At 52.8% G+C, this 13,163-nt stretch carries 14 protein-coding genes; 4 read left to right on the top strand and 10 right to left on the bottom strand.

The window, feature by feature from the left end:
- The first annotated feature begins 72 nt into the window (after positions 1-72).
- Positions 73-675: a nitroreductase family protein gene (locus tag AB7038_RS05475; protein ID WP_369452898.1), complete on the top strand. Its 603-nt coding sequence runs from the start codon at positions 73-75 to the stop codon at positions 673-675.
- Between the two features lie 136 nt (positions 676-811).
- On the opposite strand, the gene mak is transcribed toward AB7038_RS05475, so the two are convergent.
- Positions 812-1,720 carry a fructokinase gene (gene mak, locus AB7038_RS05470; RefSeq protein WP_349418608.1) on the bottom strand — a complete coding sequence of 303 codons (909 nt, stop codon included), beginning with the start codon at positions 1,718-1,720 and terminating at the stop codon, positions 812-814.
- Between the two features lie 179 nt (positions 1,721-1,899).
- On the opposite strand from mak, the gene rdgC reads away from it, so the two are divergent.
- Positions 1,900-2,808 carry a recombination-associated protein RdgC gene (rdgC, locus tag AB7038_RS05465; RefSeq protein ID WP_004240426.1) on the top strand — a complete coding sequence of 303 codons (909 nt, stop codon included), beginning with the start codon at positions 1,900-1,902 and terminating at the stop codon, positions 2,806-2,808.
- A 50-nt stretch (positions 2,809-2,858) separates the two neighbouring features.
- On the opposite strand, the gene AB7038_RS05460 is transcribed toward rdgC, so the two are convergent.
- On the bottom strand, positions 2,859-3,563 hold the full coding sequence (locus AB7038_RS05460) for a DAPG hydrolase family protein (protein ID WP_368889380.1): 705 nt from the start codon (positions 3,561-3,563) through the stop codon (positions 2,859-2,861).
- An 87-nt stretch (positions 3,564-3,650) separates the two neighbouring features.
- Here AB7038_RS05460 and AB7038_RS05455 point away from each other — a divergent pair, with 87 nt between their 5' ends.
- The gene (locus AB7038_RS05455; protein WP_368889381.1) at positions 3,651-4,280 is read left to right on the top strand and encodes a TetR/AcrR family transcriptional regulator; all 630 of its coding nucleotides are present in this window, start codon (positions 3,651-3,653) and stop codon (positions 4,278-4,280) included.
- Positions 4,281-4,315: 35 nt separating this feature from the next.
- Here AB7038_RS05455 and yedF read toward each other — a convergent pair whose 3' ends face one another.
- The 7 genes from yedF to folB all read right to left on the bottom strand — a co-directional run bounded on the left by yedF (position 4,316) and on the right by folB (position 11,147).
- A complete protein-coding gene (gene yedF / locus AB7038_RS05450) occupies positions 4,316-4,561 on the bottom strand; it encodes a sulfurtransferase-like selenium metabolism protein YedF (RefSeq protein ID WP_045137999.1) in 246 nt (81 codons plus the stop codon).
- 10 nt (positions 4,562-4,571) lie between these two features.
- The gene (yedE, locus tag AB7038_RS05445; protein WP_369452897.1) at positions 4,572-5,783 is read right to left on the bottom strand and encodes a selenium metabolism membrane protein YedE/FdhT; all 1,212 of its coding nucleotides are present in this window, start codon (positions 5,781-5,783) and stop codon (positions 4,572-4,574) included.
- Positions 5,784-6,334: 551 nt separating this feature from the next.
- Positions 6,335-7,354: a hydrogenase expression/formation protein HypE gene (gene hypE / locus AB7038_RS05440; protein ID WP_368889382.1), complete on the bottom strand. Its 1,020-nt coding sequence runs from the start codon at positions 7,352-7,354 to the stop codon at positions 6,335-6,337.
- Position 7,355: 1 nt separating this feature from the next.
- The gene (gene hypD, locus AB7038_RS05435; RefSeq protein WP_369452896.1) at positions 7,356-8,486 is read right to left on the bottom strand and encodes a hydrogenase formation protein HypD; all 1,131 of its coding nucleotides are present in this window, start codon (positions 8,484-8,486) and stop codon (positions 7,356-7,358) included.
- A gap of 9 nt (positions 8,487-8,495) precedes the next feature.
- Positions 8,496-9,569 carry a hydrogenase nickel incorporation protein HypB gene (hypB, locus tag AB7038_RS05430; RefSeq protein ID WP_368889384.1) on the bottom strand — a complete coding sequence of 358 codons (1,074 nt, stop codon included), beginning with the start codon at positions 9,567-9,569 and terminating at the stop codon, positions 8,496-8,498.
- Between the two features lie 258 nt (positions 9,570-9,827).
- A complete protein-coding gene (gene bacA / locus AB7038_RS05425) occupies positions 9,828-10,649 on the bottom strand; it encodes an undecaprenyl-diphosphate phosphatase (protein WP_024474559.1) in 822 nt (273 codons plus the stop codon).
- 144 nt (positions 10,650-10,793) lie between these two features.
- Positions 10,794-11,147 (bottom strand): bifunctional dihydroneopterin aldolase/7,8-dihydroneopterin epimerase, encoded by a 354-nt coding sequence (gene folB / locus AB7038_RS05420; protein WP_004240441.1) that lies wholly within the window; start codon positions 11,145-11,147, stop codon positions 10,794-10,796.
- Between the two features lie 108 nt (positions 11,148-11,255).
- On the opposite strand from folB, the gene plsY reads away from it, so the two are divergent.
- Positions 11,256-11,912 carry a glycerol-3-phosphate 1-O-acyltransferase PlsY gene (gene plsY / locus AB7038_RS05415; RefSeq protein WP_004240442.1) on the top strand — a complete coding sequence of 219 codons (657 nt, stop codon included), beginning with the start codon at positions 11,256-11,258 and terminating at the stop codon, positions 11,910-11,912.
- A gap of 36 nt (positions 11,913-11,948) precedes the next feature.
- On the opposite strand, the gene tsaD is transcribed toward plsY, so the two are convergent.
- Positions 11,949-12,968 (bottom strand): tRNA (adenosine(37)-N6)-threonylcarbamoyltransferase complex transferase subunit TsaD, encoded by a 1,020-nt coding sequence (gene tsaD, locus AB7038_RS05410; protein ID WP_072869404.1) that lies wholly within the window; start codon positions 12,966-12,968, stop codon positions 11,949-11,951.
- Between the last annotated feature and the right edge of the window lie 195 nt (positions 12,969-13,163).

Genomic DNA, 13,163 nt, shown 5'->3' with positions numbered 1-13,163 from the left:
TATGCTGTTCATCATGAACTGAAGAGAGCGCGGAAACCGGTTTTTCCGACAAAAAATTTAACGGAGAGTAACATGTCTAATTCATTTATCGAGTTAATTAAAAAACGCAGAACAATTTACAGCCTTGGTAATAATCTGCCTGTTTCTCAGGATCGTATCGCCGCGCTCATCAAAGAAGCCGTGAAACACAGCCCTTCTGCGTTTAACTCACAATCATCACGTGTCGTGGTGCTGTTTGGTGAGAACCACAAAAAACTGTGGAATATCGTGAAAGATGCACTACGCGCCATTGTACCGGCAGACGCATTTGCCGCGACTGAAGGTAAAATTGATAATGCCTTCCTGTCCGGTGCCGGTACTGTACTGTTCTTTGAAGACCAGTCCGTTGTCAAAGGCTTACAGGAACAATTCGCGCTGTATGCGGATAACTTCCCGGTCTGGTCTGAACAGGCCAGCGGTATCGCTCAGTTTGCTGTCTGGACTGCACTGTCTGAAGAAAATATCGGCGCATCCCTGCAGCACTACAACCCGGTGATTGATGAGCAGGTCAGCAAAGCCTGGAATATCCCGGCTGACTGGAAACTGCGCGCGCAGTTAGTGTTCGGTTCCATTGAACAGGAAGCCGGTGAAAAAGCCTTTATGGATGATGAAAGCCGCTTCAGAATCTTCAACTAATCTTCCGGACTCAGCCGCGCATTAACGGCGGCTGTTCCCGGACGCATCAGGCACTTTACCTGTCATAAAGCGCCGTTATTACCTTCTGTTATCGTGTTAAAATATGCCTTGCCCGCCCTGTGCGGGCTTTTTTTTATCAGGCTTTCGGCCACAGCCACGCCGCGCCACGGACACCACTGGAGTCGCCGTGAACCGCTTTACGGATCGGCGTATCGCACTCACCACCGAAAACACGGGAGCGCATCAGCGCCGGTACCGTCTGATACAGGCGATCGACGTTACTCATCCCGCCGCCCAGCACGATCACATCCGGATCCAGCATATTCACGACCTGGCCGAGCGCTTTTGCCAGCCGCTGCTCATAATTCACCATCACCTGTTCAGCCGGTAAATCGCCCTGCGACAAACGGCGGATGATCTCCGCACCTTTGCAGACCTCGCCGGTCAGCGCGGTATAATCAGCCATAAAACCGGTGCCGGAGATAAACAATTCGGTACAGCCCTGTTTGCCGCAATAGCAATCCGCCATGCCTTTAAACAGCCGGTCGGCTTCATCCTGCCACGGCAGCGGGTTATGCCCCCACTCCCCGGCCACACCGTTACCGCCGCTGTGAACCCGGCCGTTCAGCGCGATCCCCGCACCGCAGCCGGTACCGATAATCACTGCGAAAACGACCGGAAACCCGGCGCCTGCACCATCAACCGCTTCGGAGACCGCCAGGCAGTTTGCATCATTTGCCACCCGCACTTCCCGTTGCAGTAATGCACTGAGATCCGCATCGAACGGCTGACCGTTAAGCCAGACCGAATTAGCATTTTTTACCCGTCCGGTGACCGGCGACAGTGTTCCCGGGATCCCCACTCCGACAGTGCCGGTTTCTCCGGTGGCGGTTTCTGCATCATGTACCAGCCCGGCAATCGCCTGTAATGTCTGCTGATAATCAAAACGCGGCGTATCCGTCCGTTTACGGAATAATTCCTGCCCCTCATTACTGAGTGCAATCACTTCAATTTTGGTGCCGCCCAAATCAATACCGATCCGCATACTGTCCCCTTCTGCTGTGGAGTTACGCTCTGTCTTTCATGTCTCTGATAATGCAGGGCAGCGGCCTGACAATCAAGTTTCCGCGCGAAGGCATTAGAGCAACGCGGCAAGATCCGTTATCATAGCGGGATACAAATCTCACCGCGCAATGACCGCGCATCATAAAACAGGACTGTCCGATGTGGTTTAAAAATATACTCGTTTACCGCCTTAGCTCACCGTTTCCGCTGTCTGCCGATGAACTGGAAAAACAGCTGGAACACATGGCATTCACGCCGTGCGGCAGTCAGGATATGATGAAAACCGGCTGGGTTTCGCCGATGGGCTCCCGGGGTGATGCACTGACTCACGCTGCCGGTAAACAGATCCTTATCTGTGCCAAAAAAGAAGAAAAAATGCTGCCATCGCCGGTGATTAAACAGGAATTACAGGCGAAAATTGAAAAGCTGGAACATGAGCAGCACCGCAAACTGAAGAAAACTGAAAAAGATTCCCTGAAAGATGAAGTGGTTCATGCGCTGCTGCCGCGTGCCTTCAGCCGTTTCAGCCAGACCGCCATCTGGATCGATGCGGAACGCGGCCTGATTATCGTCGATGCCGCCAGTGCCAAACGGGCGGAAGATAACCTTGCCCTGCTGCGGAAAACACTCGGCTCTCTGCCGGTGATCCCGCTGACCACCAAAGATCCGATTGAGCTGACGCTGACCGAGTGGGTGCGTTCCGGTGATTTACCAACCGGTTTTGCCCTGATGGATGAAGCAGAACTGAAAGCCATTCTGGAAGACGGCGGCGTGATCCGCTGTAAGAAACAAGATCTGGTATCAGACGAAATCGCCACCTGCATTGAAGCCGGAAAATGTGTCACCAAACTGGCACTGGACTGGGAAGAGCGTATTCAGTTCCTGATGTCTGACGACGGTTCCTTTAAACGCCTGAAATACAGCGATGATTTAAAAGACAAAAATGAAGATATCGACCGCGAGGATTTTGCTCAGCGGTTTGATGCTGATTTTGTCCTGATGACCGGCGAACTGAGTGCGCTGATCAGCAACACTATCGCCGCCCTCGGCGGTGAAGCGGAACACTGAAAATAAGATCTGCGGGAAGCCCGGTAACAGGCTCCCGCTGATATCCGCTGTTATGCCCACGGTAACGGCGCTTTTTCATCATTACCGTGCTCACCATAATAGAGTGACGGCAGAAAACGGGACAAGTAAGTAAACTCGTTATAGCAATGCTTCATCAGCCCGAAACCAATCTCATCCGGCAATTCCGTCAGCGGATCCGCCAGTGACGCTCCGAGTAAAAACCGGCTGCGTAATACACATCCGAACTCTGTATCATAGGTTATATGCAGCATTTTGCCGTCGATCGGGTAACCCAGTGTATCGGTTTTCACATCATCCCCGAACCCGATATGAGCACAAATCGCACCGGAAATCTGATGAGTCTGCCGCGCGGCAGCCAGTTTATCCGCATCAAAGAAATCCTGTGCATCATTGAATTTCAGTGTAGCACCAACCGGCGGGATCGGCCCGAGAGATTCAACCGCGCGGATTGTCGCCCCGATATAACTCTCCCCTTTTTTCCAGACAGAATCCCAGCCGTGGTGTGCCACATGATCATGCGGATGCCACCAGCGGATATGTTGTGTGGTTTCAAAAAATGTGAACCACCACTCCAGCATCCGCCCTTTACAACCATGCAAATCTGTTCTGACAGACACCGTCAGCAGCCCCTCTTCGCTGCGTTCCAGACCCATTTCCATTCTCAGTGGCTCAGGGGATAATAACTGATTAATATCACTCAGTGCCCACGGTAAGTTTTGTTTTTTCGCTGACATATCGTATACTCCATAATTAAGAAACGATTTTCGTTTCCTAATTAATATTGTCCTGTAACGGGCATTTGTCAATTGAGGATCGCACGTATGGCTAATCATGAACCGGCCGCAGAGTCACGGGGACGGGGACGTCCGGTTGTTCCGGAAGAAGAACTGATTACAAAAATCCGGGAGGCATCACTCAGTCTGTTGTTATCACAGGGATATTCTGCGATGACGATGGATGCGGTGGCAAAGCAGGCGGGTGTCTCCAAAAAGACGTTGTACCGGTTTGCTGATAACCGGGAAGATCTGGCAGAGCAGATAGTGCGCGGCTGGACGGATTCTTTTGTACCGCTGTTTATGCAGGATGCAGAAAATAAAGAGGATTTTTATCAGCTGCTTGAAAAAAACCTGACCACCATGAGCCACAAAGTGCTCAGTGCTGAGGCGGCGGGATTATTTTGTCTGCTGAGCAGTGAATTTCCCGGCAGGGAGTTATTACTGACCCGCTATCAGGCAGGCGGAATTGAGCGCGGACGTGCGCTGCTGGCGGAATGGCTGTCCCGGCATCAGGACTTTTTATCTCAGCCGGATGCGGCACAAACCAGTGATTTGCTGTTATCGATGGTGATGGCAGAGCCGCTGCGCCAGATTGCCCTGAAACTGGCACCACCGGCACCGGATTACCCGGTACAGGCGCGGATCCGTGCTGCGCTGGCATTACTGAAACGCTGACGGACACCGGCGGGTAACCGGTGTCCGGAACCGCATTATTTCTGTATCAGATAGCGGATTGTCGGCCCGTCCTGCTGGATAGACAACACAGTGTAACCGTGATTTTTGGCATCCAGCGGAATATTATTGATAGATTGCGGGCAATCGCTCACCACTTCCAGGATCTCCCCGGATTTCAGTGACGGCATGGCTTCAAGGGTTGCCACTGCCGGATACGGGCACGGCTCACCGACCATATCCAGCCGGTAATCCGGCACAATTGCAGTATTTTCGGTATTCATGGTGTGCTCCTTAGTGTGCAGCAGCGGCGACAACGTCAGCCTGATTTTTCCGGCGGAAGAAGCGTTTCTCCCACATCAGTAACAGAATAAAGGCGAAAGCGAGTAACCCGTAAGTAACCAGCAGACCACCGGCCGGGCCGAAGGTATCCAGCAGGTTGACTTTGTCGTAGTCAGTCGCCAGCCACGGCGCGACGGAATCCCAGTAATAGGCCAGGATAGTCGCACCGATAATATTGCCCAGACCGACCCACCAGAAGTGCACCTGACCTTCCACGGCACGGTACATCCAGCCGGTTTCACAGCCCCCCGCCAGCACAATACCGAAGCCGAACAACAACCCGCCAATCACAGCGTTAGGGCCAGCCCAGAAGATTTTCGGCTCTGCGCCCAGTTGCACATAGCTGTAGATGCCGATAGCACTGACGGCCATACCGAGGATAATGGCTTTTGCCATCTGGGTACGCCCGGTGATCCAGACATCACGGAATGCGGAGGTAAAGCAGATTTGCGCCCGTTCAATCAGCAGACCGAATCCGATACCGAACAGCATCGCCATACCGAGTTTCGGGGATTTAAACAGCGTGAACAGAGACCAGGTGACACACAGCAGGAAGATCAGCATACCGAGACGAAAACGGCGTTTTGCCCGCTGCAAATCCTGTGTCAGCGGTGACGCTTTGCTGACTTTTTGCAGTTTGACCGGAATGCGGAACATCGGCAGCAGCGTAAATTTCGCGCCGAAATAAGAGCCTGCGGCGGTTGCCAGTGCAAAGAACCAGGCATGCAGGGAGAATTGCGGGATACCGGTAAAGAAGGCCGCCAGGTTACACCCCATTGCAAGACGCGCCCCGAAACCGGCGATAATGCCGCCGATAACGGCCTGCCAGATACGGATTTTGTGTTGCGGAAGGCGGATTTTGACGTTGTTAGCCCATAAGGCAGCGGCGATACAACCGGCAAACATGCCGATGATCATCATGCCGTCGATACGATCCAGGGGTGAGCCCTGCAAACCGATCACCTTAAAATACCCCCAGTTTTCCGGATGAGCGCCGAACAGTTGCAGAATGTGTCCGCCCCAGCGCGTAAACTCTCCGGTGACCGCCCAGAATGTGCCTGTTAATCCGAAGTAGTATGCGGATAAGATGCCGGCGGCGATCACTGCGGGCAACGGCTGCCAGAACCTGACAAGATACGTTGATTTAAATGTAGACCAGTTCATTTTTTTACCAAAAAAAATCCCGACAGCGTCGGGAATCGATGTCGGAGTACGAGTGTACCAGTAGGATCTGTATATGTGATCCACCGGAGAATCATACTCCTGTATAAGATAATTCGCTTATTAATATTTTTAAAAATACTGGCATGTCCTCGGCGCTTTATGCTTTCTTTTTTTTACCGGTCAGGTCTTCTGAATACTCACTGTGTGCCGAAAAGAATAAAACATCAAACCATCTTCTTTCAGATTCGGGCAGCGGGATAACCGGCAAAGCGGAAAGACGCTGACACATCCTTGTTCGCTCGGATCGCGCCATCCCTGGCGCTTGACGCTTTCCTTTTTTTGCCGGTTAACCCCTCATGTACTTCAACTCTGTTAAAAACAGAAAACAGAAAACAGAAAACAGAAAACAGAAAAATCAATCTGCTAAATCATCCGGTTTGTGGCAAGGCGGCGAAGTGAGGATATCCCCGGGAGCATACACCAGTATGTGACCGGGGTAGCCGAACGAAGCCAACACAGCCACAGGCCGGAGGATGACGCAGATTCGCAGATCAGCAGATGCGGGGCAGCGGCTCGTTATACGGAAGATCCAGCAACCTCGTTGCGCCGAAAATCCCCTGCACTTTCACCTGTTTTGCCTCTGTTACCTGCCCGATGGTACAGGCGTCCTGTCCCAGCGGGCTGTTACGGAGGGCTGCCAGTACGGCGGCTTCGGCTTCCGGAGCAACAACAATCACCACTTTACCTTCATTGGCAAAATTGAGTGCCTCCAGCCCCAGCAGTTCGCACACACCGCGTACTGCGGTTTTCAGCGGCAGTTTCTGTTCTTCGATATTCATACCGCACTGTGAAGCATCAGCAAATTCATGCAGGATCGCGGTGACGCCGCCGCGGGTAGCATCACGGACAGCTCTGACGCCGTCAATTGTCCGCAGCGGTGCGAGCATCGGTTCCAGCACTGCGCAGTCGCTGTGCAGATCCGCATCCAGTCCGAGGTTTTCACGCAGATTGAGAATTGCCGCACCGTGGTCACCCAATGTGCCGCTGACAATAATTTTATCCCCCGGACGGCATTGTGCCGCCGCCCAGTTCAGCCGGTGCGGGATCACGCCGATTCCGGCGGTATTGATAAACACTTTGTCTGCCGCACCGCGCGGCACCACTTTGGTATCACCGGTCACAATCTGAATACCATTGGCTTTTGCGGCGTCCGCCATGCTGTTAACCAGCTGAGAGAGGATGTCAAACGACAGCCCTTCCTCAAGGATAAATCCGCAGGAGAGGTAACGCGGGATCGCGCCGCCGACAGACAGATCATTCGCCGTGCCGCATACAGCCAGCTTACCGATATTGCCGCCGGGAAAAATAATGGGATCAATCACATAGCTATCGGTACTGAACGCCAGGCGATCACCGGCAGCCTGTAATTCCGCCAGCGGTATTCGTGCCTGATCTTCTTTTTCATTCAGATACGGATTGGAAAATGCCTGCAAAAACAGGGAGTCGATCAGTTGCTGCATACCCTGTCCGCCATTGCCCTGTGCCAGGGTGATTTCAGTAATAGGTTTCATATTATTCTCCGCGCCGGTACTGATAATAAGCTGCGCAAGCTCCTTCAGAGGAGACCATCAGTGCGCCGAGTGCTGTTTCCGGTGTGCATGCATTACCGAACAGCGGGCAGTCCGCCGGTTTGCAGCGGCCTGTTAATACATCCCCGCAACGCGCCTGCGGGTTATCAGCAACAGACTGCGGCTGCGGCCGGAAGCGGCGTTCAGCATCAAATTCATGGTAAGCCGGTGTCAGCTGGATACCGGAGTCCGCGATATTACCCAGTCCGCGCCACTCACTGCTGGCTTTCAGTTCAAAGACTTCCGCCAGTGCTTTCTGTGCCAGCAGATTTCCCTGCTCCGGCACAATGCGGCTGTACTGATTTTCCACCGCCATCGGCGCGTGGTTATCCTGTGCCTGTTTCTTCAGCTGGCGGATAACCATCAGAATAGCTGTCAGCAGATCCAGCGGCTCAAAGCCGGTCACCACAAACGGTTTGGCGAATTCATCACACAGCGGCTGATACGGCGTGCAGCCAATCACCATACTGACGTGCCCCGGCGCGATAAAGCCGTCGATAAACACATCTTTCTGCTCCAGCAGTGTGCGCAGCGTCGGGATAATGGTGATGTGCTGACAAAAAACCGTGAAGTTTTTCAGTCCGCTTTTTTTCGCCAGTTGTAACGTGGCCGCCGTACCCGGCATGGTGGTTTCAAAACCAAGGGCGAAGAAGACGACCTCTTTATCCGGATTATCGCGGGCAATAGTCAGTGCATCCAGCGGGGAATAGACAATGCGGATGTCGCTGCCGTGACGGCGGGCATCCAGCAGCGAACCGCCGCGACCGGGAACACGCATGGCATCCCCGAAAGTGCAGAAAATCACACCCGGGCGGGCCGCGATTTCCAGACAGGCATCAATACGCCCCATCGGCAGCACACAGACCGGGCAGCCCGGCCCGTGAACAAATTCCACGGAATCGGGCAGCAGTTTATCCAGCCCGAACTTAAAGATGGCGTGAGTATGACCGCCGCACACTTCCATAATCTGCAAAGGCTGCTTCAGCGGATGCGGCCATGAGGCCATCTCTTCCCGGATCTGCGCCAGCAGTTTTTCTGCCAGAGCCGGATCACGGAACTCATCAACAAAACGCATAGAAATCCCTTATTCCGCCGTACCGCGCTGCTGATTAACCTTGCTCAGACGATCCTGTATCCAGGCAACCCATTCATCCATTCCTTCACCGGTAGTGGCTGACAGAACAATGACATCGATATCCGGATTCACACGGCGTGCAGCATTCACACAAGCTTCAATATTGACGTTCACATACGGCAGCAAGTCGATTTTGTTAATCAGCATCAGGTCTGCAGCAGCAAACATATGCGGGTATTTCAGTGGCTTATCTTCACCTTCTGTCACTGACAGAATCGCTACCTTATGCTGTTCACCCAGATCAAAACCGGCCGGGCAGACCAGGTTACCGACGTTTTCGATAAATAACAGACTGTTATCTTTCAGTCCCAGGTGATGCATAGCGTCATGCACCATCTGTGCATCCAGGTGACACCCTTTGCCGGTATTAACCTGAATCGCCGGTACGCCGGTTGCGCGGATCCGCTCCGCATCATTGGTGGTTTGCTGATCGCCTTCAATCACGGCACATGGGACTTTGTCTTTCAGGTAATTGAGTGTGCGGGTCAGTAATGTGGTTTTGCCGGAGCCGGGGCTGGACACCAGGTTCAGCGCCAGAATGCCCTGCTCCTGTAAATGTTCGCGGTTATGGACAGCGATTTGGTTGTTTTTATCCAGCACCCCCATTTCAATCTGCACCATCCGTTTCTGGGTCAGGCCCGGCGCGTGTGTACCAGCTTCACCCATCCCGTAATGCATATTGTCTTTATCAATTACCGGTGCAAAAGCCGCTGCGTGATCATGGTCATGTGAATGATGATGTTCGTGCTCATGAGAATGGCTGTGACCGTGCCCGTGGTCATGTGAGTGTTCATGTCCGTGGCTGTGCTCATGACTGTGTCCGTGAGCATGCTCTTCACCGGCTTCACGGCCGTCATAATAATAGTGATTCACATCGCCGTTATGATGATAGTGGTGGTGATGAATAATGACGGGGCGGGAATGGTTTTCATGATCATGATGATGGTGATCATGGCCGTGGTGGTCGTGGCTGTGACCTTCAATCTGCACGTTTCCTTCGCTGCAACCGCATGTGCTGCACATAATCCTGACTCCTGCTCGATTTATTGGCTCCGGCGCGGCATTGTGGTCAGACTCGTGACAGGTGCGGAGCATCTGATCACGCTGTGTCGGGCAGTCAACATAAATAAAATATTACACATAAAAACCGGTAAACCATTACCGGCTTTTATGTATCCGTTATTAATTATATTAGTAGCAAATCTGCGGAGTGCCCGCTTTGACTTTGCGCAGGGTCATATGGATTTTCCCTGCGCAAAGAGTGATGTGTTTACGCGAAACTCAGTGGACAAACACCACGTAAACGGCAGCAGCCACAATAAAGCGGTAGATAGCAAACGGGATAAAGGAGATACGTTTAATCAGTGACAGGAAGGTTTTCATAGCAATCAGTGCCACAATAAACGCTGCCAGGAAGCCAACCGCAAACATCGGGATATCAGAGCTGCTCAGGAAATGCCAGCTCTTGTATAAATCCAGTGCTGTCGCGCCCATCATCATCGGCACCGCCAGAATAAAGGAAAATTCTGATGCGGTGTAACGGTTGATCCCCATCAGCATACCGCCGGAAATGGTGGCACCCGAGCGGGAGAATCCCGGCCACAGTGCCAGGCACTGGAAACAGCCGATGGCAAACGCCTGACGGTAGCTGATGTCATCAAGACCTGTCGCCTGCACCTTCTTCGGCTTAAAGACTTCCGCCACAATCAGCAGGATACCGCCCGCAACCAGCGCGTACATCACATTCACCGGATTAAACAGAGATTTGATCTGATCCCGCAGCAGTAAGCCGAGAACCACCGCCGGTAACATAGCAATAATAATATGGAGTAAATTCAGTTTTCCCTGCGTCTGTCCTTCATGGGGAACCCGGCCGAAGTGAATGCCGATAAGCGCAAACATCCGCCGCCAGAACAGGAAAACCACCGCCAGGATGGAACCGAGCTGAATAACCACTTCAAACGTTTTTGCTTTATCGCCGGTAAAGCCGATAAGCTCAGCAACAATAATCATATGACCGGTTGATGACACCGGCAGGAATTCGGTTAATCCTTCAACAACCCCGAGAATCAATGCATGCAGTAAACTTGTGATATCGCCCATATAACGCCCTGTATGGCAGATAAAATAAGGCACTCCCGGACGCGGGAATGCCGGATACGGAGAATAGCATATGACGCAAGTGTGACAATTTCATGACACCCTCAGCGCTTTTATGACAGTTCCGCTGACGGCATTATGACAACATCAGGCCGCACTTCGTTCAATAATGACACCCACTTCTTCCGCCTGTGCCACCGCACCCGGCTTAGCCACGCAAATACGGACCCAAGGGGTACCGAACTCAGTCAGTAATAATGACGCCACTTCTTCCGCCACACGTTCCACCAGTGCGAACTGTCTTGTCTGCACATAATCCAGAATCGCAGTGCTGACGCTGGCGTAATCGAGACAATGTTCCACATCGTCACTCTCAGATGCGCGTTTGTTATCCCAGTGCATTTCGATATCGAGCACTAATTTCTGCGTAATATCCTTTTCCCAGTCGTAAGCACCAATCGTTGTAAAAACAACAAGTTTTTTAATAAAAACAACATCCATCCGCAATTACCCCGTTTTTTTATGCTCATCGGATATCACTTCCCATGAAATATGCGTATTATCCATGGAGGCCAATAACTGTAATTTACCGTCTGTCAGGAGAGAAGCATGAGTGGAATCGCGCTTGGTATGATCATCTTCGCTTATCTGCTGGGATCAATTTCCAGTGCGATCCTGATCTGCCGTCTTGCGGGACTGCCGGATCCGCGGCATCACGGCTCCGGAAACCCGGGGGCGACCAACGTGCTGCGCATCGGCGGCAAACTGGCGGCTGCCGGTGTCCTTATCTGCGACGTACTCAAGGGTATGCTGCCGGTCTGGCTCGCCTACCTCCTGCAAATACCGTATTTTTACCTCGGCATTATCGCCATTGCTGCCTGTTTAGGCCATATTTATCCGGTATTTTTCCACTTTAAAGGCGGAAAAGGCGTGGCAACGGCATTTGGTTCGATTGCCGCCATCGGCTGGGATCTGACCGGACTGGTTGCCGGAACCTGGCTGCTGACCGTGCTGCTGAGTGGTTACTCATCATTAGGCGCGATTGTCAGTGCACTGGTGGCACCGTTTTATGTCTGGTGGTTCAAACCGGAGTTTACCTTCCCGGTCGCCATGCTCTCCTGTCTGGTGCTGATCCGCCATCATGACAATATTCAGCGGTTGTGGCGCGGACAGGAAAGCCGCATCTGGCAGAAGCTGAAGAAAAAGCGGGCCAAAACGGATAAAGAGATAATCCAGGAAGCGAAAGAGCAGGAAAAAGAGGATTAAAAAAAGGCGCTGAAGCGCCTTTTTTGTGTCCGGAGATTATTTATCCAGCGGTGGTAACTCAGCCAGCGGCCAGCGCGGACGGACGGTCACCCCTAACTCACTGCGCATGCCGCCTTTGAAGCGGATCATCCCGGCCAGCGCAATCATCGCACCGTTATCCGTGCACAGCTCAGGACGGGCATAAAACGCTTCTCCGCCCAGTTTTTGCAGTGTCTGCGCCATGCGTTCGCGCAGCGTGCGGTTTGCACTCACCCCACCTGCCATCACCAGCCGTTTAAAACCGGTCTGCTCCAGCGCGCGTTTGCATTTGATCACCAGCGTATCCACCACCGCATCTTCAAAAGCACGGGCGATATCTGCTTTGGTCTGGTCTGAATCATCATTCTGACGAATGGTATTGGCGGCAAAGGTTTTCAGCCCGGAGAAGCTGAAATCCAGCCCCGGCCGGTCAGTCATCGGACGCGGGAAGGTAAAACGTCCCGGCGTGCCCTGTGCTGCCATGCGTGACAGTGCAGGCCCGCCCGGATAATCCAGCCCCAGTAATTTGGCCGTTTTATCAAAGGCTTCACCGGCTGCATCATCGATAGATTCACCCAGCAGCGTGTATTCACCGATACCGGTTACACTGATTAACTGTGTGTGGCCGCCGGATACCAGCAGCGCAACAAACGGAAACTCCGGCTGATGTTCTTCCAGCATTGGTGCCAGCAGATGGCCTTCCATATGGTGAACCGGCACCGCCGGGACATCCCAGGAAAATGCCAGCGCACGGCCGACTGTAGCCCCGACCATCAGCGCCCCGACCAGCCCCGGTCCTGCGGTATAGGCCACCGCATCAATATCCTGTGCCGTCAGACCGGCTTCTTTCAGTGCAGCCTGAATCAGCGGTACCGTTTTCCGGATGTGGTCACGGGATGCCAGTTCCGGCACCACGCCGCCGTAATCCGCGTGGACTTTGATCTGGCTGTATAACTGATTAGCCAGCAAACCGGCTTCATCATCATAAATTGCGATTCCGGTTTCATCGCAGGACGTTTCAATGCCTAACACTCGCATGGGACTTAACTCGCTGGAACAAAAACTGACGGGACTGGTGGCGGACAGCAGGAAGCACATCCGTCTCCGTAAAGAGTGCAGTGTATCACCATAATGGCGTGCTGACAGGTATTAAGGTGAAATACGGGGCTTTTCTGCCGTCTTTTTATTCAGCAAAAGCCGCTTATTCACAGGATGAACACAGTTATCCACACA

This window comes from Morganella morganii, from assembly GCF_041099235.1.
In the GTDB taxonomy this organism is placed as follows: domain Bacteria; phylum Pseudomonadota; class Gammaproteobacteria; order Enterobacterales; family Enterobacteriaceae; genus Morganella; species Morganella morganii_E.
Note: the sequence above shows the minus strand (reverse complement) of the source record. Positions and strands in the feature narration are given on the sequence as shown.

Excerpts from the sequence above, each read along its gene's own strand:
- yedE (WP_369452897.1), bottom strand. The coding sequence starts at position 5,783 with ATGAACTGGTCTACATTTAAATCAACGTATCTTGTCAGGTTCTGGCAG.
- rdgC (WP_004240426.1), top strand. The coding sequence starts at position 1,900 with ATGTGGTTTAAAAATATACTCGTTTACCGCCTTAGCTCACCGTTTCCG.
- AB7038_RS05460 (WP_368889380.1), bottom strand. The coding sequence starts at position 3,563 with ATGTCAGCGAAAAAACAAAACTTACCGTGGGCACTGAGTGATATTAAT.
- hypE (WP_368889382.1), bottom strand. The coding sequence starts at position 7,354 with ATGAAACCTATTACTGAAATCACCCTGGCACAGGGCAATGGCGGACAG.
- plsY (WP_004240442.1), top strand. The coding sequence starts at position 11,256 with ATGAGTGGAATCGCGCTTGGTATGATCATCTTCGCTTATCTGCTGGGA.
- tsaD (WP_072869404.1), bottom strand. The coding sequence starts at position 12,968 with ATGCGAGTGTTAGGCATTGAAACGTCCTGCGATGAAACCGGAATCGCA.
- yedF (WP_045137999.1), bottom strand. The coding sequence starts at position 4,561 with ATGAATACCGAAAATACTGCAATTGTGCCGGATTACCGGCTGGATATG.
- mak (WP_349418608.1), bottom strand. The coding sequence starts at position 1,720 with ATGCGGATCGGTATTGATTTGGGCGGCACCAAAATTGAAGTGATTGCA.
- AB7038_RS05455 (WP_368889381.1), top strand. The coding sequence starts at position 3,651 with ATGGCTAATCATGAACCGGCCGCAGAGTCACGGGGACGGGGACGTCCG.
- folB (WP_004240441.1), bottom strand. The coding sequence starts at position 11,147 with ATGGATGTTGTTTTTATTAAAAAACTTGTTGTTTTTACAACGATTGGT.
- hypB (WP_368889384.1), bottom strand. The coding sequence starts at position 9,569 with ATGTGCAGCACATGCGGTTGCAGCGAAGGAAACGTGCAGATTGAAGGT.
- AB7038_RS05475 (WP_369452898.1), top strand. The coding sequence starts at position 73 with ATGTCTAATTCATTTATCGAGTTAATTAAAAAACGCAGAACAATTTAC.
- hypD (WP_369452896.1), bottom strand. The coding sequence starts at position 8,486 with ATGCGTTTTGTTGATGAGTTCCGTGATCCGGCTCTGGCAGAAAAACTG.
- bacA (WP_024474559.1), bottom strand. The coding sequence starts at position 10,649 with ATGGGCGATATCACAAGTTTACTGCATGCATTGATTCTCGGGGTTGTT.